Below are 22,103 nucleotides of genomic sequence, written 5' to 3'. Positions count from 1 at the left end.
GCCGCTAGGCTGGAGCCCATGAAGCAACGCGCGCTCCCGGTGTTCCTCGCATTCCTCCTGCTCACGAGCTGTTCTGCGAACACCTCCGGTGAGCCGACGCCGACGGCCAACGCACCGCAAAGCAAGCCAGCGCCCGTCCCAAGCACCCCCAGCCCTCCTCCCGAACCGCAGGAGCTCTCGCTGATGGCCACCGGGGATGTGCTGCTGCACCCGCAGCTGCTTGACGAGGCGGAAACGGGCGATGGCCATGATTTCGCTCCGCTGCTGGCCGGGCTGGAGCCCTATGTGCAGGACGCGGACGTGGCCTTGTGCAACCTGGAGACGCCGATCGGCACCGCGCCGTACACCGGCTACCCGATGTTCAGCGTCCCGGCGCAGATCGTCACGGACCTGGCCAAGCTCGGCTACGACGGCTGCACCACCGCCACCAACCACACCGTGGACAAGGGCACCGCCGGGGTCAACCGCACCCTGGACACCCTGGAGCAGCAGGACCTGTTCGCCACCGGCTCCTACCGCACCGCCAAGGAGGCCGCGGCGCCGCCGATCATGACGGTGGATGGGGTCAAGCTCGGGATCATCGCCAGCACCTATTCGCTGAACGGGATGCGCGCGGACGCCGACTGGCAGGTGGATACCGGGGTGGGCGCGGCCAAACTCATCCAGCGGGCCAAGCAAGCGGCCAAAGATGGGGCCGAAATCGTTGTCGCCGCAATCCACGACGGCGCCGAATACAGCAGCAAACCCACCGAAGCGCAACGCCGGCTCGGGCGCGCCCTGGCTGAATCCGGCGCCTTCGACTTCATCTACATGCACCACACCCATTCGGTGCTGCCCATCGAGAAGCACGCCGGGACGTGGATCGTCTACGGCCTGGGCAACTCGGTGGCCAAGCATGCCACCCCCACGATCCTGAACCGCGAGGGGATCAGCATCAAGGCCACCTTCACCCGCGACCCGAAGGAGGACTGGGGGCTCAGCGAGCTGGCCTGGGTCCCGCATCAATTGAGCGAGTCCCCGGTGCGCTGGTGCCAGGTCGCCACCGCCGATGACTGCCTGCCGGCCGCCGCCGCCAAGGCTTCGCTTGCGCGCACCACACAAACCGTGAACGCCTTTGATGCCTTCGACGACGGACTGGTGCCCTGGGAGCTGAACTAGTGCCCGAAGCTGTCCGAGTCCATCTTCGGGCCGTCCCCGGAATCCAGCGCATCAATCGCGCGCATTTGCGCATCCGTCAGCTCGAAATCGAAGATGTCCAGATTCTCCGCCTGCCGCCGCGGATCCGCCGACTTCGGCGCGGCCCCGCGACCGGACTGCACATGCCAGCGCAAGGTGATCTGCGCCGGGGTTTTCCCGTAGTGCGCCGCCGGGGCGCTAATCGCCTCGGCCTGCAGGAATGCACCCATCCGGCCCAGCGGGGTATAGGCCACCGTGCGCACCCCGTGCGCGTCATTGGCCGCCAGCGTCTCGGCGTTCAGGTGCTCGGGGTCGATCATGATCTGGTTCACCGCCGGCAGCAGCCCGGCCTCGAGTACCGCCTGCAGATGCGCCGGCTTGAAGTTCGAGACGCCGGCCGCGCGGATCTTTCCCTGTTCGCGCAATTCGATGAGCCCGGCCAGCGCGTCGGTGAAGGTGCCCTGGTCCGGGTTCGGCCAGTGGATCAGAAACAGGTCCAGGTAGTCCACACCCAGGCGCTGCGCGGAATTCTCGAACGCCTGGCCTACCCCGGAGAACGAATGCCAGCGCTTGTTGAATTTGCTGGTCAAGAACACCTGGTCGCGCGGCAGCCCGCTGGCGCGCAGCCCGGCGCCCACCGCCTCTTCATTCTCGTAGTTTTCGGCGGTGTCTACATGCCGGTAGCCCAGGTGCAGGGCGCTGGCGACGGCGTCGCGCGCTTCGTTCCCGCGCATCGGCCAGGTGCCTAGGGCCAGCGCGGGCATATCCACTCCGCCTGGCAGTTCGAGGGTTTTGTGCTGGGCATCCAACGGGTAGCTCCTTGGTGAATCGGGTGGCGTCAACGGCCGGCGGATTTCGCGCCGAACCTCAAGGCAAGCTATCAACATTGCCCGCCGGCGGCCAACGTATCCACGACACACCGGGAAACATGCGCCGCGTCACGTGCCACCAGGCACTACCGTTGATCCGTCGCTAATTTTCCGGCGCCACTTCAGCCAAGCAATATTCGAAGGTAGATTCATGACGGTTATCGGCGTGCTCGCGCTCCAAGGCGACTTCCGCGAACATCTCAACGCCCTGTCCGGGCTCGGGGTCAAGGCCAGCGCGGTGCGTACCGTCCAGGAGCTGGCGGCGGTCGATGCGCTGATCATCCCGGGCGGTGAATCCTCGGTGATCGACCGGCTGACGCGCAGCTACGGGCTGGCCGAACCGATCAAGGCGCGCCTGGCCGCAGGAATGCCCGCCTATGGCTCTTGCGCGGGCATGATCATGCTTGCGGACCGGCTGGACAACCCGGCGGTTTCAAGTATCGGGTTGCAGCAGCAGACCCTGGGCGGGATCGACATGCTAGTGCGCCGCAACGCCTTCGGACGACAGGTCGACTCCTTCGAATACCCGCTGGAATTCGCCGGGCACAGCCTCGACGCGGTGTTCATCCGCGCACCCGAAGCCCTCGAAGTCGGGCCCGACGTGCAGGTGCTCAGCACGGTTCCGACCCCCGAAAGCCGCGCACAAGGTAGAATCGTTGCAGTACGCCAGGGGAATTTGTTGGCCACCAGCTTCCATCCGGAAGTTACCGGTAGCCGCGCTATCCACGAATTTTTCATTAATATCACGCGAGGAGACGCTTAAAGCATGTCAGGCCACTCCAAATGGGCAACCACTAAGCACAAGAAGGCCGCGATCGACGCCAAGCGCGCCAAGGCCTTCGCTAAGTACATCAAGGGCATCGAAGTCGCCGCTCGTGTCGGCGGCGCCGATATGGCCGGCAACCCGGCCCTGGAACTTGCGGTCAGCAAGGCGAAGAAGAATTCGGTCCCGATCAACAACATCGACCGTGCCGTCAAGCGCGGCGCCGGGCTGACCGGCGAGGTCGTCGACTACACCGAGATCATCTATGAGGCACGCGGCCCGCAGGGCTCGGCGCTGCTGATCGAGTGCCTGACCGACAACAAGAACCGTGCGGCCTCCGAGGTCCGCGTGGGCATCAACCGCAACGGCGGCTCCGTGGCCGACCCCGGCTCGGTTTCCTACCTGTTCGCCCGCAAGGGCGTCGTCCGCCTGCCCAAGGGCGAGCTGACCGAGGATGACCTGCTGATGGTGGTGCTCGATGCCGGCGCCGACGAGATCCTGGACGAAGAGGAGAACTTCGCCATCGTCTGCGATCCCTCGGATCTGCGTGCCGTGGCCGCGGCTTTGGACGAAGCCGAGATCGCCTACGAAACCGACGAGATGGAATTCATCCCGTCGATGAAGGTGGACCTGGACGTCGAAGGGGCGCGCAAGTTCCTGCACCTGTACGACGCGCTGGAAGAGCTCGATGACGTGCAGAGCGTCTACACCAACGCCGACCTCTCCGACGAGGTCCGCGCGGCCCTCGACGAAGAGAACTAAGCACCGGCTTGGCCCTGCGCATCGTAGGCGTCGACCCCGGCCTGACCCGTTGCGGGCTGGCCGCGGTCGACGTCGCCGCCAATCGGCAGGTTGAACTGGTTGGCTTCACCGTGGCCGGCACCCCGACGGGCACTCCGCTGGACGCGCGCCTGCTGGCCATCGCCGAGGCGATCGACGCCTGGCTCGAACTGCACCAGCCCGACGTGCTCGCCTTGGAACGCGTCTTCGCTTCGGCGAACGTGTCCACGGTGATAGGCACCGCCCAGGTGACCGGCATCGTGATTCTCGCCGCGGCTCGCCGCGGCATTCCCGTGGCTCTGCACACTCCGACCGAGGTGAAGGCCGCGGTCACCGGCAGCGGCCAGGCCACCAAGGTTGCCATCGGCAAGATGGTCGCAAAGATCTGCCGGCTCGACGAGCCGCCCAAGCCCGCCGATGCCGCCGATGCGGTGGCCCTGGCCATCGCCCACGGGTGGCGCGGTGCGGCGGTCGGGTCCAACGCCTCGGCCTCGGCCTCGGCCACCGCCGGGCGGGTCGGTTCGAACCAGCTCACCGCCGCCCAGCAGGCGTGGATCGCCGCCGAAGCCTCTTCGAAGCGCCGGGCAACCCGCCGCTAATCGCCATTCGTAGGTATCTTCGATAAGCTGGGATCGTTCGAACATATTTTTGAGGAGTGGCATGATCAGCTCACTGACCGGCACGGTCCAGGCGGCAACCCTGAATTCCGCGGTTATCAACGTCAACGGCTTCGGCATGCTCGTGCACGCCACCCCCGCCACGCTGTCCACCCTGCACCTGGGCCGCGAGGCCACCGTGCACACCTCGATGGTGGTGCGCGAGGACTCGATGACCCTTTTCGGTTTTGCCACGCCCGATGAACGCGAGGTTTTCGAGGTGCTCATCGGCATCTCGGGCATCGGCCCGCGCACCGGATTGGCGATCTTGGCGGTGCACACCCCCGAAGAGGTCCGCATCGCGGCGAACACCAAGGACACCGCCGCCTTCACCAAGGTCTCCGGCATCGGACCGAAGGGCGCCAGCCGCATCGTGCTGGAGCTGAACGGAAAACTCGTACCCACCGGAGTGGATGCCGCAACAGGCCGCCCGGGCACCGCCTCGGTGTGGGAGCCGCAGGTTATCGAGGCACTCACCGGCTTGGGCTGGACCGAAAAGGATGCCCAGTCCACGCTCACGGCACTGGGCAAGGCGAACCCAGAGGTTGTCGAAACCGGCAACGTCTCCGAAATTCTGCGTGCGGCCCTGCGCAGCATGTCCACCCGCGCCCGCGCCCGATAGGATGGCCCCGTGAATGAGTCCACGCAGCTGACAAACGCCGGAAGCGAACCGGAAGAACGGGTGATCGAGGCCGCCCTGCGCCCGCGGAACCTGGATGACTTCGTCGGCCAGGGGCGGGTGCGCCAGCAGCTGTCGCTGGTGTTGGAAGCGGCAAAAATCCGCGAGCGAACCGCCGACCACGTGCTGCTCTCCGGACCTCCGGGGCTGGGCAAGACCACGCTGTCGATGATCATCGCCGCCGAAATGAACGCCCCGCTGCGCATTTCCTCCGGCCCTGCCATCCAGCACGCCGGCGACCTCGCCGCGATCCTCTCCTCGCTCACCGAGGGGGAGGTGCTCTTCCTGGATGAAATCCACCGCATGTCCCGTCCGGCCGAAGAGATGCTCTACATGGCGATGGAAGATTTCCGTGTGGACATCATCGTCGGCAAGGGGGCCGGAGCCACCGCGATCCCGCTGGAAATTCCACCGTTCACCCTCGTGGGTGCGACCACGCGCGCCGGGCTGCTGCCCGGGCCGTTGCGTGACCGCTTCGGCTTCACCGGGCATCTGGAATTTTATGCGGTCGAAGAATTGGAGCTGGTGCTGCGCCGCTCGGCGATGATGCTTGACCTGCGCGTGACCTCCTCCGCATTCAGCGAGATCGCTAGCCGTTCGCGCGGTACCCCGCGTATTGCCAACCGCCTGCTGCGCCGCGTGCGCGACTGGGCGCTGGTCAACAAGCTCGAGCAGATCGATGCCAGCGCCGCCGCCGCGGCTCTGGAAATGTATGAGGTTGACCCGATGGGGCTGGACCGGCTGGACCGTTCGGTGCTTGAAGCGCTGTGCAAGAAGTTCGGCGGCGGCCCGGTGGGGCTATCCACCTTGGCGATCGCCGTCGGAGAGGAAAGCGAGACGGTGGAAACCGTCGCCGAGCCCTTTCTGGTCCGCGAAGGCTTGATGGGGCGCACCCCGCGTGGCCGTATCGCGATGCCCGCGGCGTGGGAGCACCTGGGCCTAGTGATGCCCAAGGACGCGATTTTTGCCGGAGCCCAAAACTATGAAACCGATGTGGATTAGGTGAATAACTCTACTCTGCCCGCGTAAATGGCTAGGCGATTTGCTTTCAGCCATTAGACTGGAGACGCCCGACACATGCCCCGATTTTGGCATGCCCGGGCGTCTTAATTCTTTTAACGAATCGTTAGCAGGTATTACACGTGAATTCCCTCGTCCTTGCCCAGGCAGCCGGTGGCGGCTTCAACCCATCCATAATCCTGATGGTGGCGCTGTTCGCAGTGCTGATCATCATGATGATCCGCGGCCGCAAGAAGGTCTCCAAGCAGCAGGAAGCCCTGAAGACCAAGTCGGTTCCGGGCGCCAAGGTGATGACCAACTCGGGGATCTTCGGCACCATCATCAGCATCGATGAGCAGGATCGCGTGCTCGTCGAGGTCGCCAACGGCGTCGTGCTCACCTTGCACCGCCAGGCCATCTCCACCTTCCTGGACGCCGATGCCCCGGCCGCCCCGGCCGAAGACGCCGAGCAGGCTCCTGCCGTCGCCGAATCCCCAGAGGAAAGCCTGCGTCGTTTGAACGGCGAAGGCAAGGACGACCGCAACGCCTAAGGCAGGCACCATCGCGGTGGTAAACCATCACGCCACCAGTTCAAGAAAGCACAATAGATGTCATCAATTGGACCTGTAAAACAGGCACGCAAGGCGTTGCTGTGGTTACTGGTCGTCTTCATCATCGCAACCGGAGTCCTAGTTGCTGGTGTATCGACGGGCCAGACCAGTGCCGCCCCGAAGCTTGCGCTAGACCTTGAAGGCGGCACCCAGATGATCCTGGCCCCGCAGGTCAAGGGGGATGAAAGCATCAGCCAGGAGCAGCTGGACCAGGCGGTGGAGATCATCCGCCAGCGTGTAGCCGGCTCGGGTGTCTCCGAAACGGAAATCACCACCCAGTCCGGGCGCAACGTCGTCGTTTCGATGCCCGGTACCCCGGACGCCGAAACCCGCGAGCTGATCCAGGCTTCGGCCAATATGGAATTCCGCCCGGTGTTGATCACCGGTTCCTTCGAGGCTACGCCCGAGGAGCAGCGCACCGCCGAGGCGGACGTGCCAGAACCCAATGGCGAGCCGGAGAACCCTTCGGACACCAACTGGATCAGCAAAGAGATCTACAAAGAGTTCGAAGCCTATGACTGCCCCACGGTGCTCGCGGAGCGTGAAACCACCGAGCAGGATCCTACTAAGCCCACGATCTCCTGCGACCCGCGCCAGGGTGTGAAGTACATCCTCGGCCCGCAGGAAATTCCGGGTGACCAGATTTCCGATGCCTACGCCAATCTGGCGCGCGGCGTGCAGGGTGCGGTCACCGGCGAATGGGTCGTGGTCATCGAGTTCAACAAGCAGGGTGCCGAAACCTTCGCGGAAACCACCCAGCGCCTGATTGCATTGCAGGGTTCGCAGAACCAGTTCGCGATCGTGCTCGATGGAACGGTGATCTCCGCTCCGACCACCAACGCGGTGATCTCCGATGGCCGCCCGCAGATTTCCGGCGGCTTCACCGAAGAATCCTCCCAGGCGCTGGCTCAGCAGCTGAAGTACGGCGCACTGCCGATCAGCTTCGAGATCCAGTCCGAGCAGCAGGTTTCCGCCACCCTCGGTAGCGACCAGCTCAAGGCCGGCCTCATCGCCGGCGTCATCGGCCTGGTCCTGGTGTTCATCTACTCGCTCTTCCAATACCGCGCACTGGGCCTGGTGACGATCTTGTCGCTGCTGGTTTCCGGCGTGCTCACCTATCTGGCGATCGTGCTGCTTGGCTGGGCGATGAATTATCGCCTGTCGCTGGCCGGTGTGGCGGGTCTGATCGTCGCGATCGGTTTGATCGCGGACTCCTTCATCGTGTACTTCGAACGTGTGCGCGATGAGTTGCGCGATGGCCGTTCGCTGGCCAGCGCCGTGGACGTGGGCTGGTCCCGCGCCAAGCAGACCATCCTGGCCTCCAAGGCGGTCAACGTGCTGGCCGCCGTCGTGCTCTACGTGGTGGCGGTGGGCAACGTGCGAGGCTTCGCCTTCACGCTGGGCCTGACCGCAATCATCGACCTCGTCGTCGTCTACGGTTTGACCCACCCGACGCTGATGCTGCTGGCGCGCACGAAGTTCTTCGCCGATGGGCACCGCCTCTCCGGGCTGGACCCATCCTTGCTCGGCGTGGTGCCGCTGTACCGCGGCGCCGGAAAGGTCCGCCGCTTCAACGAGAACGTTGATGCGAACCGGGGCAAGAAGAACTCCAAGGCGAGCGGCGAGGCGGCCAAGCGCATGACCATCGCCGAACGCCGCCGCGCCGAAGCAAACCGGGAGGAGAACAATGAATAAGCTCGCAGAGTGGGGCAACCAGCTCTACACCGGGAAAACGTCCTACCCGTTCACCCAGAAGCACCGCCTGTGGTTCCTGATCGCCGCGATCCTGGTGATCGCCTCGATCCTGGTCCCGGTGGCCAAGGGTGGCTTCAACCTGGGCATCGATTTCCGCGGCGGCTCGGAATTCATGGTTTCCGGAGTGCAGAATACCGACATCAGCCTCGGTGAGGAGGTGGTGAAATCCGCCGCCTCCGGTGCCGAAGCCACCGTCACCAATATCGCTCCGGGCACCATGCGCGTGCAGACCGAACGGCTCAGCGACGACCAGACCATCACGGTGGCCGGCGAGCTGGCCGAAACCTATGGTGTGGATGCCAGCGAGGTGACCAGCAACTTCATCGGCCCGACCTGGGGACAGGACGTCTCACGCCAGGCGATGCTGGGCCTGCTGGCCTTCGTGGTGCTCGTCGGGTTGCTGATGGCCGCGTACTTCCGCACCTGGAAGATGTCGGTCGCCGCCATCGGGGGCCTGTTCGTGGTCATCATCATCACCGCGGGCATCTATTCGCTCTCCGGTTTTGAGATCACGCCCAGCGCGATCATCGGCTTCTTGACGATTCTGAGCTACTCGCTCTACGACACCGTGGTGGTCTTCGACAAGGTCCGCGAGAACACCAAGGACTATGACCAGCAGCAGAAGCGCACCTACCAGCAGCTGGTGAACCTCGCGGTGAACCAGACGCTGGTGCGTTCGATCAACACCTCGGTGGTGGCGGTGCTTCCGGTGGCGTCGATTCTGTTCATCGGCTCCTACCTGTTGGGTGCCGGTACGCTCAAGGACCTGTCCTTGGCGCTGTTCATCGGCATCATCATCTCCAACTTGTCCACGTTGTTCGTCCAGGCGCCGCTGTACAACTGGCTGCGCCACCGCGACGAGGACGTGCGCAAGCACACCCAGAAGCTGGAAGCGCTCGACGCTTAATCGTCCGGTCGCTTCCACCGCAGATTCCCTGCGGATCGGCTGAACGACTAGTGCCTCGGATCCACCGATCCGAGGCACTTTTTCGTCGCCGAAAAGTTCGCGTAATTAGTTGTCACCGCGCGAACGTGCTATAACGAATGAACTAAAACAATGCATGGAGCCGGCATCACGAGCTTGGCACCTAGCACCGTTATGACCGGCGACGGTGGGAAGGAGCGAGGCATGGCAAACACGCCGAACCTGAACAATTCGAAGCGGCGCTCGATCTCACGCCTAGTACGTTTTGCGGGCCGAGGAAGCACACCGAGCACCTCGCCGACATTGGAGCCGCTGCTGCGCACGGTGAAGTCCAAGCATCCCAAGGCGGATCTGGACCTGCTGATCCACGCCTACGAGGTGGCCGAGAAGCATCACGAGGGGCAGAAGCGCAAGAGCGGAGACCCCTACATCACCCACCCGGTGGCCGTAGCGACGATCCTCGCCGAAATGGGGATGACCGGTTCGATCCTCGCCGCGGCGCTGCTGCACGACACCGTGGAAGACACCGACTATTCGCTGGAATCGGTCACCAAGGAATTCTCCGAAGAGATCGCGATGCTCGTGGACGGCGTCACCAAGCTCGACAAGGTGACCTACGGGGACGCGGCCCCGGCCGAAACCGTCCGCAAAATGGTGGTCGCGATGTCCCGCGACATCCGCGTGCTGCTGATCAAACTCGCCGACCGGCTGCACAACGCGCGCACCTGGCGCTACGTGTCCCCGGAGTCCAGCTCCCGCAAGGCGAAGGAAACCCTGGAGATCTTCGCGCCGCTGGCGCATCGCCTGGGCATGAACGCGGTGAAATGGGAGCTGGAAGACCTCTCCTTCGCCGCCTTGCATCCCAAGGTCTACCAGGAGATCGTGCGCATGGTGGGGGACCGCACCCCGGAGCGCGAAAAGTACCTGGCCAGCCTCCGCGAACGGCTGAACAGCAAACTCGGCGAGCTGAACGTGCACGCCGCGGTGAGCGGGCGCCCGAAGCACTACTACTCGATCTACCAGAAGATGATCGTGCGCGGCAAGGATTTCGACGACATCCATGACCTGATGGGCGTGCGCATCACCGTCGACTCGGTGAAGGACTGCTACGGGGCGCTGGGCGTGGTGCACGCCGAATGGAATCCGCTGCCCGGACGGTTCAAGGACTACATCGCGCTGCCGAAGCTGAACCTCTACCAGTCGCTGCACACCACGGTGATGGGTCCCGAGGGCAAGCCGGTAGAGATCCAGATCCGCACCCACGAGATGCATCTGCACGCCGAAAACGGAGTGGCCGCGCACTTCCAGTACAAGCACGGCGAACGCGGCGATTCGATGCTCTCCGCGGAGAAGAACATGGAATGGCTGCGCTCGTTGATGGAGTGGCAGGAAGACACCACCGACTCCGAGGAATTCCTCGACGGGTTGCGCTACACCATCAACTCCGCCGAGGTGTACGTGTTCACCCCGAAGGGCGACATCATGTCGCTGCCGGTCGGGGCCACGCCGATCGACTTCGCCTACTCCATCCACACCGATGTCGGCCACCGCACCATCGGCTCGCGGGTCAATGGCAAGCTCGTTCCGCTGCATACCGAATTGAAGCAGGGCGACGTGGTGGAGGTCTTCACCTCCAAGGCCGAGGATGCCGGTCCTTCGCAGGACTGGCAGCACTTCGTGAAGTCCCCGCGCGCCAAGGCGAAGATCCGCGCCTACTTCAGCAAGGAGCGCCGCGAAGAGGCGATCGAAAAGGGCAAGGAGCTGCTCACCAAGGAGCTGCGCCGCAATCAGCTGCCGCTGCAGCGGCTGATGACCCACGAGCTGCTGACCACGGTGGCCACGAACCTGCACCACGTGGACATCTCGGCGCTCTACCAGTCAGTGGGCGACGGGCATACCAGTGCGCAGAACGTCATCGAGCATCTGGTGGCGCTCACCGGCCCGCCAGCGGGCGAACAGGTCGACGAGGAAGCCACGGTCACTCCGAGCCTCGCCAAGCCCACCACGGGCAACGACGCGGGCGTCATCGTCCAGGGCGTGGGCGACGTGCTGGTTAAGCTGGCCCGTTGCTGCACCCCGGTGCCTCCGGATGACATCGAAGGCTTCGTCACCCGAGGTGCCGGCGTCTCGGTGCACCGCACCGACTGCCTGAACCTGGCTCAGCTGGCCCAGCAACCGGACCGGCTGGTTTCGGTCGCCTGGGCGGAGAAGCACCATGGGGTGTTCGTTGTCGAAATCCAGGTGGAGGCGCTGGACCGCAAGCAGCTGCTTTCGGATGTCACCCGGATCCTGTCCGAAAGCCACCTGAATATCCTCTCGGCCAGCGTGCAGACCAGCCGCGAACGCGTGGCGATCTCGCGCTTCTCCTTCGAGATGGGCGATCCGAAGTTCCTGAGCCACGTGCTCAACCAGGTCCGCCGCATCGATGGCGTGTACGACGTCTACCGCACCACCGCCGGCAGCCGCCGGTAAGCAGCATAAAGCGAACCCCGCCACCGCGACGCGACGTCAGCGGTGCCGGGGTTCGCTTTATGCCGCGCGCGCCTGGTAGGACTGCACCAGCCGCAACGCGCGTTCCACCGCAGGGGCGGAATCGAGCCGCGAGAGCCGTTCGCCCACGGCGGCCAGGTTCAAGAACGGATCCTCGAGCCGCTGAATCTGGTTGAACACGCTCGTCGCGATCGGCAACGGGTCGAAGCAGGCCACATCGCACACGGTGCGCAGCAATCCGGTGAGCTTCACCCGCTTGCGGTTCACCAGATCAGCCTCCTCGATCGGCAACTGCACAAATTCGAAGCTCAGCGAATTTCCGGGGCGGTAGGGCCGATGGTAGGCATTCGAAGAGATGCAGATCGTATTCACATGGGGCAGCAGCCCATGGATCCAGGCCGCTGTCTGCTGGCAGAACACGTCGGTCCTGCCCAGTTGGCGGCCGGCGAGGAACGCGGCGATAGCGGCGCGCGCGCTCGAATCATAACGGAACCTGGTCTCCACAAAGCACCCGCCAATGGATTCGCGCAGCAGCCCATGGGTTTCCATGGCGCCGAGCTCATTGCGGGTGAAGGGTTCGCCGACGATGAACAGGTCTTCGGGGATACGCAACGCGGCGACGCGCTGTCTCGTAGCTTTCTCCATGAAGCTACTGAACCAGCAAGCGCCGCCGCGTAGGGGGTGTTCTGCCGAACTGTGGATTCTAGTCCAGGTCGGCTGCCGACTTCTCCAGGGTGTTCAACCACATCTGGCGGGCGTCCAAGGCCTCCTGGGCCTTGGCAATGCGCTTGGCATTGCCCTGCTTCTTCGCCGCTTCAAGATCCGCTTCGAGAGCCGCGATGGTCTCCTGCAGCTGGGTGAGCATCGAATTCGAGCGGGCCTTGGTCTCCGGGTTGGAACGGCGCCACTGCTCGTCTTCGGCGCCCTTGACGCCCTCTTCGACCTGGCGCAGCGCCGATTCGACACGCTGCAGATCCGCGCGCGGAACCTTGCCTGCCTCTTCCCAGCGGCCGCGGATGACGTCGAGCTTCTGCTTGGTGATGGCCAGATCCTTCACCGGCAGCAGCGCGCGGGCCTCTTCGAGCAGGGCCTCCTTCACCACGAGGTTCTGCGCGTATTCGGCGTCGACCTTCGCGTTTTCGGCGGCGCGGGCCTGGAAGAACACATCCTGTGCGGCTCGGAAGCGGCTCCAGAGCGCGTCGTCGTCCTTGCGCGAGGCGCGGCGGGACTTCTTCCACTCGTCCATCAGCTTGCGGTACTCGGCGGCGGTTCCCGCCCAGTCGGTGGAGCTCGCGAGCGCCTCGGCGCGCGCGATCAGCTCTTCCTTAACGGTTTTGGCCTGCGCGTTGGTCGCGTCCAGCTGGGAGAAGTAGGCGCGGCGGTGCCGGTCGAAGGTGGTGCGGGCGGCGCGGAAACGCTTCCACAGGGCATCTTCGGTGGCGCGCGGCAACCGCACGGAGGAACGCTGGGTTTCCTTCCACGTGTCGAACAGCTCGTTCATCTCGGAGGACGCGGTCTTCCACTGGATCTGCTCGGGACGCTTCCCGGCCAGTGCCTCGGCCTGCTCGACGAGTCCTTCGCGGACCTTGAGCTGCTCGGCGCGAGCGGCCTCATTTGCCTGGCGCTGCGCGGCGGCCAGGGTGCTCACCGCACCGCGCAAAGACTCGATGCGGGCCTCGATGGCGCGGATGTCGCCGACCAGGTGGCGTTCGGCCACGGTCGCTGCGAGGGTGTCGAGGGTTTTGGGCATGTCGCCGCTGGGCGCCTTGGCCGCGACGCGCTGTTCGAGCAGCATCAGCTGCGAGACGACGTCATCGTACTTGCGCACGAAGTAGGCCAAGGCCTCTTCTTCGCTGGCGTCCGGGTACTGCCCGACCGGGTGCTCGGTGCCGTCGATGATGACAAACACGTGGCCATCGTCGGTCACACGGGCAAATTTGGCCGCTTCTTCGAGGGGAGTGCTGTGGTCGACGGGCTGAGCCACTACCGGCTTTGCCACTGGCTTATGGGCCTGTGGCAAGGGGATGTTCGGGCTGTCGTCGGATTTCTGACTGGTGGTCACCGCTGAAACTCTTTCGCTTTACTGTTCGCTTGCTAGAGGTAACTCTACCTGTGACCTCCGTTTCTTAGTAAGCCGACGTGCACAGTATTCCAATGTGTTGCGTCGTAGGATAGATGGGCAACCATTTTGTACTAAGGAGTTTCATGGCACGCAAGGCCTCATTATCAGGTTTCCCCGAATGGCTTCCGGCCGAGCGGGCCGTCGAACAGCATGTGCTGGACACCTTGCGTCGCACCTTCGAACTCCATGGCTTCGCCAATATCGAAACGCGCGCGGTGGAAACCCGCGGGCAGCTGCTGCGCAAGGGCGAAATCGACAAGGAAGTCTACGGGCTTTCCCGGCTGGCCGCCGAAGCCGAGGACAAGAACGACCCCAACGCGCTGGCGCTGCACTTCGATCTGACCGTGCCCTTCGCCCGCTACGTGGTGGAAAACGCCGGGCACCTGGCCTTCCCGTTCCGCCGCTACCAGATGCAGAAGGTCTGGCGCGGCGAGCGCCCGCAGGATGGGCGCTTCCGCGAATTCACCCAGGCGGATATCGACGTCGTCGGCGAGGGCAGCTTGCCCTTCAGCTACGATGTGGAGCTCGCGCTGACCATTGCGGACGCGCTCTCCGCCTTGCCCATCGGCGACTTCCGGCTGCGCGTGAACAACCGGAAGCTGGCCGAGGGCTTCTACCGCGGGCTGGGCCTGGCAGACCCGGACGCGGTGCTGCGCGCCATCGACAAGCTGGAGAAGATCGGCGAAGACGGCGTCGCGAAGATCCTGGTCACCGAGGTCGGGGCCAGCGAAGAGCAGGCCCGTGCCGCGCTGGCGCTGGCGGCGATCCGCACCCTGGACACCGGCTTCGTCGCCCAGGTGCGCGCGCTGGGCGTGGAGCACGAATTGCTGGACACCGGGCTCGATGAGCTCGCCCAGGTCATCGACGCCGCCTCGAAGCGTGCCCCGGGCAAGGTGATGGCGGATCTGTCCATCGCCCGCGGGCTGGACTACTACACCGGCACCGTCTATGAGACGGTGCTCGTCGGGCACGAGTCCCTCGGTTCGATCTGCTCCGGCGGACGCTACGAGTCGCTGGCCTCGAAGGGCAAGAAGAACTACCCGGGGGTGGGCCTGTCCATCGGCGTCACCCGGCTGATCTCGCGCATCCTCGCCGAGGAGCTGGCGAGCGCCGCGCGCGCCGTGCCCTCGGTGGTATATGTCACCTTGGCCAACGCCGATTCCTGGCACCAGGCCCAAGACGTCGCCTCCGCGCTGCGTGCCCGCGGCATTGCCTGCGAGGTCGCCTCCAGCGCCGAGAAGTTCGGCAAGCAGATCAAGTACGCTGACCGCCGCGGGATTCCGTTCGTCTGGTTCACCCAGGAGGACGGCACCCACGAGGTGAAGGACATCCGCTCCGGCGAGCAGCTCAGCGCGGATGCCGCCAGCTGGACGCCGCCGGCCGAGGATCTGCACAACACCGTCAACTAGCAACGGTGCACTAAACTCGTCATCGAGAAGAACTGAAGAGATTTCACGTCTCAACCGACCGAAAGGATCGTAGTGCTACGCACTCATCAGCTGGGCGAACTCCGCGCCGAGCACATTGGACAGCAGGTCACCCTCACCGGTTGGGTCGCGCGTCGACGCGACCACGGTGGTGTGGCGTTCCTCGATTTGCGCGACGCCTCCGGCTTCGCCCAGATCGTGGTGCGCGACGAAGAGGACTTCCACCCGCTGCGCAATGAATTCGTGCTGCAGGTCAAGGGCAAGGTTGAGCGTCGCCCGGAAGGCAACGAGAACCCGAACCTGCCAAGCGGTGAGATCGAGGTGATTGCCGATGAGGTCATCGTGCTGAACACCGCCGCGGCGCTGCCTTTCCAGATCGATGAGCACGTCGAGGTCGGCGAGGAGGCGCGGCTGCGCCACCGCTACCTGGATTTGCGCCGTCCGACCCCGTCGCGCAACCTACGTCTGCGCTCCGAGGTCAACCGTGCCGCGCGCAACCTGCTGCACGACGAGGGCTTCGTCGAGATCGAAACCCCGACGCTGACCCGCTCCACTCCGGAAGGCGCCCGCGACTTCGTCGTGCCCGCCCGCCTGAGCCCGGGCGCCTGGTACGCGCTGCCGCAGTCCCCGCAGCTGTTCAAGCAGCTCTTGCAGGTCGGCGGCTTCGAGAAGTACTACCAGATCGCGCGCTGCTACCGCGATGAGGACTTCCGTGCGGACCGCCAGCCGGAATTCACCCAGCTGGATATCGAGGCTTCCTTCGTCGAGGAAGATGACATCATCGAGCTCGGCGAGAAGCTGGTCAAGGAAATCTGGTCGTTGATCGACGTTGAGATCCCGACCCCGATCCGCCGCATGACCTACGCCGACGCGATGTCCAACTACGGTTCGGACAAGCCGGATCTGCGCTTCGGCCTGGAACTGACCGAGATGACCGAGTACTTCGCGAACACTTCCTTCAAGGTGTTCCAGTCCGCCTACGTCGGCTCCGTGGTCATGCCAGGTGGCGCCGCGCAGCCGCGCCGCACCCTGGATGCCTGGCAGGAATTCGCCAAGCAGCGCGGCGCGAAGGGACTTGCCTACGTGCTGCTGAAGGAAGACGGCGAGCTGGCCGGCCCGGTGGCGAAGAACCTCTCCGATGAGGAGAAGGCCGGACTGGCCGAGGCCACCGGCGCGAAGCCCGGTGACTGCATCTTCTTCTCCGCCGGCGACAAGGCCGAGTCCCGGGCGCTGCTCGGTGCGGTGCGCGTGGAGATCGGGCACCGCACCGGGTTGATCAAGGACGGCGACTGGGCGTTTGTGTGGATCGTTGATGCGCCGATGTTCGAGCCAGCCTCCGCGGCCGTCGCTTCCGGCGACGTGGCGGTGGGCGCCGGCGCCTGGACCGCAGTGCACCACGCCTTCACCAGCCCGAAGCCAGAGTTCATGGACACCTTCGATACGGATCCGGGCTCGGCCTTGTCCTACGCCTACGACATCGTCTGCAACGGCAACGAAATCGGCGGCGGTTCGATCCGTATCCACCAGCGCGACGTGCAGGAACGTGTCTTCAAGCTGATGGGCGTGTCCGACGAGCAGGCGCAGACCCAGTTCGGCTTCCTGCTGGAGGGCTTCAAGTTCGGCGCCCCACCGCATGGCGGCATCGCCCTGGGCTGGGACCGCGTGCTGCAGCTGCTCACCGGTTCCGAGTCGATCCGCGACGTCATCGCCTTCCCGAAGACCGGTGGCGGTTTCGATCCGCTGACTGCCGCTCCTGCGCCGATCACCCCGGCGCAGCGCAAGGAAGCCGGCATCGACTTCAAGCCGGAGAAGAAGAAGGCCGAGGCCCCGGTGGCCGAAGCCGCTAAATAGGTTCATAGCTCAAGTTCGCGGCCGCTAACCGCAAGGAGCAGGATGAAACGTTTATTCGTTTCATCCTGCTCCTTTCTTGTTTTCGAACAGCCGCAACGTCATTGGACACGGGATAATTTTTGAACTAGGTTGAATTTTGACCTAGTTATCTGAAGGCAGTTCGGAGCAGCCAATGCCCCCGGAATCTCCCAGCGGAGTCATCGAAGAGTACCCAGAAGCAGACCGCTCATGGGTCCAAACTTTCCTGGTTTCCATCGCTTGGAACGACCTCTCCAACGAGCAATGCCGCAACGAGCTGCGCAATCAGCTTGCTGCCGTGCACGATAGCGGTACCGGTGCCGACGAACTGTTTGGCGATCCGTGGAAATACGGCGTGCAACGTGCCCAAGCAATGCTTACGCCCCAGCAGCGGGCCAACGCAGAGCTCACGGTGCAGACCGGCACCGCGCTACTGACCGTCGTTGGCATGCTGGCCGGGCTGATCTGCGTGGGCTTCGGCCTATGGATTGGCTTCCGCGACGGATGGGCGAATTATTCATGGCACTACTGGCAGCTGGCGGCCCTGGCCGGAGGGGTTGGCATTGCCGCTTCGGCCCACCTTTGGTGGTTCTACCGCTTGAAGGGGCGTTTCGAAGCTTCCTGGCTGATCGGTATTTCCGGGTGCCTGGCAAGCATCGCCGCGGCTATCGGGATCGCCGTCCTTGGCGGCGAAGGCCACCTGCCGGTGCCAAATTGGCTGGCGCCGCTCCTTGGGGCGGCGGCAGCGCTCGGCTCCTGGTTCCTGCCCTTCACCAGGGATGAGGAAAAACCCTCGACCGGCACGGCGGAAGCCCTTGATCCGAGCCTCTGGTTCGACGAGGTAGCGCGATTGCTGCGTGGCCGCTACGGAATGAACGCGAAGGAAGCCCGGGAGGCACTGGCCGCGGCACGCCAGCATAGTTCCGATCTCGGTGCGGCAGGCAACAGCGTGGACATGCTCGAAGAATTCGGGTCACCCAGCACCTTTGCCATCGGGCTAGCGGTGAACACCGAAAGTGCGCTCAAGCGGCGCTGGCTGCTCCGTCGCCTGCTGCCGCTGGCCGTCGCATTCGTCTATGGCATCAGTCTCATTCCGGAGCTGCTGGAAGCAGGGATCAGCGGTTGGAATATTTTCATCGCGATAGCATTCATGGTGTTCATCGGCATCTCGCTCTACCAGCTGCGCCGCGCCGATCGGGCGGACTACGTGCAAGCCAAGCTTGCCGAACGCCGGGCGCATGCCCAGGCGCTGCAGGAAGGCCGCGATGAGTAGCGAATTTCCCGGCTCCTGGCAGCGCGCGATGCTGCCGATGCTATTGCTTGCCGAGCTGTCCGGCGGCCAAGCGCATGGCTATGCGCTGTCCAAATCCTTGCAGGAACGCGGATTCGGGCCGATCAAGGGCGCGACGCTCTATCCCGCACTGGCCAAGCTGGAAGCCTCCGGATTGCTCGGAACACGGTGGCAGGAAGGCCAAGGCGGACCGGGGCGAAAAGTCTACGAGCTCTCCGCCGCCGGCCGCTCCGAACTGCAGGCACAGCGCGCCAGCTTCGACCGGCTCGTGCACTTGGTCCGGGGCACGGGCCGCTAGGCCAGCTCTGCCGAATCCACGATCACCGTGAACGGGCCGGAATTTGTGAGGTTGACCTCCATCATCGCGCCGAACACCCCGGTCTCCACGCGGGCGCCGAGCTCACGCAGATAGTCCACGAAGTATTCGTAGAGCGGTTCGCTGTGCGCGCCGGGCGCCGCCGCCGACCAGGAGGGGCGCCGTCCCTTGCGCACCGAGGCGTAGAGCGTGAACTGGCTGATCACCAGCAATGGAGCGCCAAGCGATTCGCAGCTTGCTTCATCCTCCAAGATGCGCAGCCCGTAGATCTTCTGCGCCACCTTGCGGGCGGCAGCCTCGTTATCCTCGTGCGTGATGCCCAAGAGCACCACGAGTCCCGGGCCAGGTAGCTGCCCGACGATCGAACCGTCGACTTCGACGCTGGCCCGGCTGGCTCGTTGTAATACTGCGCGCATGTGATCCTTTCTTCGCAGCTACCAGAGTATCGGTAGGCTGGGGGAGTGAACGATTTGCTGGATGCCCTGGACGACGGTTCGATCAAGCGCCCGCGCCCGCCGTTGGCGGTGCGCATGCGCCCCAAGACGCTCGATGAGCTGGTCGGCCAGCAGCACCTGCTGGGCCCCGGTTCCCCGCTGCGGCAGCTCGCCGAGCACCCGGAAACCGGGTTGGCCGGCCCGGCCAGCGTGATTCTCTACGGCCCGCCGGGCATCGGCAAGACCACCATCGCGCATGTGATCGCCCGCGCCACGGACCGCAAGTTCGTCGAGCTCTCGGCGATCACCGCCGGGGTGAAGGATGTGCGCCGGGTGATCGACCAGGCCAAGGACGACCGCGACCTGCGCGGGATGACCACGGTGCTGTTCCTCGACGAGATCCACCGCTTCAACAAGGCCCAGCAGGATGCGCTGCTGCCCGGGGTGGAGAACCGGGTGGTGGTGCTCGTCGCGGCCACCACCGAAAACCCGTCCTTCTCGGTGATCTCGCCGCTGCTCTCGCGCTCGCTGCTGCTGACCCTGCGCCCGCTGACCGACGTGGATGTGGCGGAGCTGCTGGAGCGGGCGGTTGACGATGAGCGCGGCTTCGATGCGCAGGTGATCCTGCCGGCCGAGCAGCGCGACGCGATCGTGCGCCTGGCCCAGGGCGATGCCCGCCGTTCGCTCACCGTGCTGGAGGCCGCCGGCGCGGTGGCCTGGAACGCCGCCGGTACCGCGGCGCAGCCGCCGATACAAATTGCGGACGAGCATGTGCAGCTGGCCATGGACCAGGCGGTGCAGCGCTACGACAAGGACGGGGACCAGCACTACGACATCATCTCCGCGTTCATCAAGTCGATCCGCGGCTCGGATGTGGATGCGGCCCTGCACTATCTGGCGCGCATGCTTTCGGCCGGGGAGGACCCGCGGTTCATCGCCCGCCGGCTGATGATCAGCGCCTCGGAGGATATCGGCATGGCCGATCCCACCGCGCTGCCGCTGGCGGTGGCCGCCGCGCAGTCGGTGGCGCTGACCGGGATGCCGGAGGCGCGGATCATGCTCGGGCACGCCACCGTGCACCTGGCCACGGCGCCGAAGTCCAACGCCGCCTATAACGCGATCAACGAGGCGTTGGCCGACGTGGCCGCCGGCAAGGGCGCGCTGGTCCCGGACCATCTGCGCGACGCGCACTACCCGGGGGCCAAGGCGCTGGGCCATGGGGTGGGCTACATCTACTCCCACGATGCCCCGCATTCGATCGCCAGCCAGCAGTACCTGCCCGATGACCTGATCGGCACCGACTACTACCGCCCCAACGCCAATGGGACCGAACGCTCGCTGAGCGATCGGCTGGCGCGGCTGCGCGAGATCATTCGGCGCAAGGACAAGAAGAAACGTTAGCGAGCTTCGTTACAGCTCACCTGCTGGCCGGGGTGCATCGTGTAGACTTGATCTTTGGCTGGCAAGCCATGCCGCCCGTGCGAGTCATCGTTCGGGAGGCGAGGTTGCAGTGGTCGAGGGCCGCGACGCCCCAACACTCTCCGTCCCGGAGGCCAGTAGATCCCGTCGCTAAATCGAAAAGGACACACATATGGCTAACGCCCGTGCCCGCCGTACCGTGCGCCTCTCGCGCGCACTCGGCCTTGCCCTGACTCCAAAAGCTGAAAAGTACATGGAGCGTCGTCCCTACGGTCCCGGCCAGCATGGCCGTGCCCGCAAGAAGCAGGACAGCGATTACGCGGTTCGTCTGCGCGAAAAGCAGCGTTTGCGTGCCCAGTACGGCATCCGCGAAGTTCAGATGCTGAACGCATTCAAGGAAGCCAAGCGCCTCGGCGGCCAGACCGGTGACAACCTGTTGGCACTGCTCGAGTCCCGCCTGGATGCCCTGGTGCTGCGTGCAGGCTTCGCCCGCACCATCCAGCAGGCCCGTCAGCTGGTTGTGCACCGCCACATCCTGGTTAACGGCCAGCGCGTGGACCGCCCATCGTTCAAGGTGCAGCCGGGTCAGCTGATCCACGTGCACGAACGCAGCGAGAAGATGGTTCCATTCCAGATGGCAGCAGCAGGTGAGCACTCACAGGTGCTGCCAGCAGCTCCTGCTTACCTGGACGTGAAGCTGGAAGCCTTGCAGGCTACCTACCTGCGCGCTCCTGAGCGTGCAGAGATCCCAGTGACCTGCGAAGAGAACCTCGTGGTCGAGTACTACGCACGCTAAATCTAGCGCGTGTTCAATGGCCCGCAACCGACTCGGTTGCGGGCCATTGGCTTAACTACCTATATCAGCTCGCGGTTCGCTAAGCTGGACTGGCAGCAAACACCCAAAGCAGAAGAGGAAGCACATGTCGGGTTCGGATATTGCAGGGCTCATCGCAGCCGGCGTCTTTGCCATCCTGGTGGCACTGTTGGCGGTGCCGATCATCAAGTTGGGCAAGGTGTTTGATGAGCTTCGCAACTCGATCAAGGACCTCTCGGACGGGACGACCCCGCTGATTGGCGAGGTTGCCAATACCGTCGCCACGACCAATGACCAGCTCAAGAAGGTCGACGCGATCACCTCGAACGTCTCCGATGCGAGCGCCAACGTCTCCGCGCTGTCCTCCTTGGTGGCAGCCACCGTGGGCAAGCCACTGATCAAGATCGCCGCATTCACCTCGGGTGTGCAGGCAGCGATCAATGCGAACACCAGCGGCAAGGGCCGCCGCAGCCGTTAGGGGAGACTAGAATGAAAAAGCTTTTGTGGGTTGTTATCGGCGTGGGCGTCGGAGTCCTCGCCACCAAGAAATACACCGAAGTATCCTCCGGGGCGGCCCTGAACCGTCAGGTCGGCAAGTACGCCGACCGCATCTCGGAGGTAGTGGGGGCATTCCGCGAAGGAATGAACTCCCGCGAAGTAGAATTACGTTCCGCCTTGGGCGTGGACACCGCTAAGTGAAGGGATCAT

Annotated in this window: 22 protein-coding genes; 18 read left to right on the top strand and 4 right to left on the bottom strand. The window is 64.5% G+C overall.

Going from position 1 to position 22,103, the window contains the following annotated elements; genetic code table 11:
* Positions 1–18: 18 nt before the first annotated feature.
* Positions 19–1,158, top strand: coding sequence for a CapA family protein (locus CQ017_RS01415; protein ID WP_105552179.1), 1,140 nt, complete (start codon positions 19–21; stop codon positions 1,156–1,158).
* Here the strand turns inward: CQ017_RS01415 and CQ017_RS01410 are convergent.
* On the bottom strand, positions 1,155–1,985 hold the full coding sequence (locus CQ017_RS01410) for an aldo/keto reductase (protein ID WP_258133449.1): 831 nt from the start codon (positions 1,983–1,985) through the stop codon (positions 1,155–1,157). The genes CQ017_RS01415 and CQ017_RS01410 overlap by 4 nt on opposite strands.
* Positions 1,986–2,196: 211 nt before the next feature.
* On the opposite strand from CQ017_RS01410, the gene pdxT reads away from it, so the two are divergent.
* The 9 genes from pdxT (at position 2,197) to CQ017_RS01365 (ending at position 11,685) form a co-directional block, all read left to right on the top strand.
* On the top strand, positions 2,197–2,808 hold the full coding sequence (gene pdxT, locus CQ017_RS01405) for a pyridoxal 5'-phosphate synthase glutaminase subunit PdxT (RefSeq protein WP_105552177.1): 612 nt from the start codon (positions 2,197–2,199) through the stop codon (positions 2,806–2,808).
* Between the two features lie 3 nt (positions 2,809–2,811).
* Positions 2,812–3,570 (top strand): YebC/PmpR family DNA-binding transcriptional regulator, encoded by a 759-nt coding sequence (locus CQ017_RS01400; RefSeq protein WP_096284838.1) that lies wholly within the window; start codon positions 2,812–2,814, stop codon positions 3,568–3,570.
* Positions 3,571–3,578: 8 nt separating this feature from the next.
* Positions 3,579–4,187 (top strand): crossover junction endodeoxyribonuclease RuvC, encoded by a 609-nt coding sequence (locus CQ017_RS01395; protein WP_096284836.1) that lies wholly within the window; start codon positions 3,579–3,581, stop codon positions 4,185–4,187.
* A gap of 61 nt (positions 4,188–4,248) precedes the next feature.
* A complete protein-coding gene (gene ruvA, locus CQ017_RS01390; RefSeq protein WP_105552176.1) occupies positions 4,249–4,866 on the top strand; it encodes a Holliday junction branch migration protein RuvA in 618 nt (205 codons plus the stop codon).
* Positions 4,867–4,875: 9 nt separating this feature from the next.
* The gene (gene ruvB, locus CQ017_RS01385) at positions 4,876–5,925 is read left to right on the top strand and encodes a Holliday junction branch migration DNA helicase RuvB (protein WP_105552175.1); all 1,050 of its coding nucleotides are present in this window, start codon (positions 4,876–4,878) and stop codon (positions 5,923–5,925) included.
* Between the two features lie 140 nt (positions 5,926–6,065).
* Positions 6,066–6,473 carry a preprotein translocase subunit YajC gene (gene yajC, locus CQ017_RS01380; RefSeq protein WP_096284830.1) on the top strand — a complete coding sequence of 136 codons (408 nt, stop codon included), beginning with the start codon at positions 6,066–6,068 and terminating at the stop codon, positions 6,471–6,473.
* A gap of 57 nt (positions 6,474–6,530) precedes the next feature.
* A complete protein-coding gene (secD, locus tag CQ017_RS01375) occupies positions 6,531–8,228 on the top strand; it encodes a protein translocase subunit SecD (protein ID WP_105552174.1) in 1,698 nt (565 codons plus the stop codon).
* Positions 8,221–9,195 carry a protein translocase subunit SecF gene (secF, locus tag CQ017_RS01370; RefSeq protein ID WP_105552173.1) on the top strand — a complete coding sequence of 325 codons (975 nt, stop codon included), beginning with the start codon at positions 8,221–8,223 and terminating at the stop codon, positions 9,193–9,195. The genes secD and secF overlap by 8 nt, the downstream gene beginning before the upstream one ends.
* A 222-nt stretch (positions 9,196–9,417) precedes the next feature.
* Complete coding sequence (locus tag CQ017_RS01365; RefSeq protein ID WP_105552491.1) at positions 9,418–11,685, top strand: bifunctional (p)ppGpp synthetase/guanosine-3',5'-bis(diphosphate) 3'-pyrophosphohydrolase; 2,268 nt, start codon at positions 9,418–9,420, stop codon at positions 11,683–11,685.
* Positions 11,686–11,742: 57 nt separating this feature from the next.
* Here CQ017_RS01365 and CQ017_RS01360 read toward each other — a convergent pair whose 3' ends face one another.
* Entirely contained in the window at positions 11,743–12,348 is a 606-nt protein-coding gene (locus CQ017_RS01360) for a hypothetical protein (RefSeq protein WP_146112400.1), read from the bottom strand.
* A 58-nt stretch (positions 12,349–12,406) separates the two neighbouring features.
* Entirely contained in the window at positions 12,407–13,765 is a 1,359-nt protein-coding gene (locus CQ017_RS01355) for a DUF349 domain-containing protein (RefSeq protein WP_105552171.1), read from the bottom strand.
* Positions 13,766–13,908: 143 nt separating this feature from the next.
* Between CQ017_RS01355 and hisS the strand changes: the two genes are divergently transcribed.
* The 4 genes from hisS (at position 13,909) to CQ017_RS01335 (ending at position 18,710) form a co-directional block, all read left to right on the top strand.
* Positions 13,909–15,234, top strand: coding sequence for a histidine--tRNA ligase (gene hisS, locus CQ017_RS01350; protein WP_105552170.1), 1,326 nt, complete (start codon positions 13,909–13,911; stop codon positions 15,232–15,234).
* Between the two features lie 72 nt (positions 15,235–15,306).
* Positions 15,307–17,103 carry an aspartate--tRNA ligase gene (gene aspS / locus CQ017_RS01345; protein WP_105552169.1) on the top strand — a complete coding sequence of 599 codons (1,797 nt, stop codon included), beginning with the start codon at positions 15,307–15,309 and terminating at the stop codon, positions 17,101–17,103.
* Between the two features lie 172 nt (positions 17,104–17,275).
* The gene (locus CQ017_RS01340) at positions 17,276–18,394 is read left to right on the top strand and encodes a hypothetical protein (RefSeq protein ID WP_105552168.1); all 1,119 of its coding nucleotides are present in this window, start codon (positions 17,276–17,278) and stop codon (positions 18,392–18,394) included.
* Positions 18,387–18,710, top strand: coding sequence for a PadR family transcriptional regulator (locus tag CQ017_RS01335; protein ID WP_105552167.1), 324 nt, complete (start codon positions 18,387–18,389; stop codon positions 18,708–18,710). The genes CQ017_RS01340 and CQ017_RS01335 overlap by 8 nt, the downstream gene beginning before the upstream one ends.
* Here the strand turns inward: CQ017_RS01335 and dtd are convergent.
* Entirely contained in the window at positions 18,707–19,144 is a 438-nt protein-coding gene (dtd, locus tag CQ017_RS01330) for a D-aminoacyl-tRNA deacylase (RefSeq protein ID WP_105552166.1), read from the bottom strand. The genes CQ017_RS01335 and dtd overlap by 4 nt on opposite strands.
* 45 nt (positions 19,145–19,189) lie before the next feature.
* On the opposite strand from dtd, the gene CQ017_RS01325 reads away from it, so the two are divergent.
* The 4 genes from CQ017_RS01325 (at position 19,190) to CQ017_RS01310 (ending at position 22,094) form a co-directional block, all read left to right on the top strand.
* The gene (locus CQ017_RS01325) at positions 19,190–20,563 is read left to right on the top strand and encodes a replication-associated recombination protein A (protein ID WP_258133448.1); all 1,374 of its coding nucleotides are present in this window, start codon (positions 19,190–19,192) and stop codon (positions 20,561–20,563) included.
* A 190-nt stretch (positions 20,564–20,753) separates the two neighbouring features.
* Positions 20,754–21,377, top strand: coding sequence for a 30S ribosomal protein S4 (gene rpsD, locus CQ017_RS01320; protein WP_096284810.1), 624 nt, complete (start codon positions 20,754–20,756; stop codon positions 21,375–21,377).
* Positions 21,378–21,501: 124 nt separating this feature from the next.
* A complete protein-coding gene (locus CQ017_RS01315) occupies positions 21,502–21,873 on the top strand; it encodes a DUF948 domain-containing protein (protein WP_105552165.1) in 372 nt (123 codons plus the stop codon).
* 11 nt (positions 21,874–21,884) lie between these two features.
* Positions 21,885–22,094 carry a hypothetical protein gene (locus CQ017_RS01310; protein WP_096257770.1) on the top strand — a complete coding sequence of 70 codons (210 nt, stop codon included), beginning with the start codon at positions 21,885–21,887 and terminating at the stop codon, positions 22,092–22,094.
* Positions 22,095–22,103 lie beyond the last annotated feature (9 nt).

Source organism: Arthrobacter sp. MYb224, assembly GCF_002975455.1.
Taxonomy (GTDB): domain Bacteria; phylum Actinomycetota; class Actinomycetes; order Actinomycetales; family Micrococcaceae; genus Glutamicibacter.
Note: the sequence above shows the minus strand (reverse complement) of the source record. Positions and strands in the feature narration are given on the sequence as shown.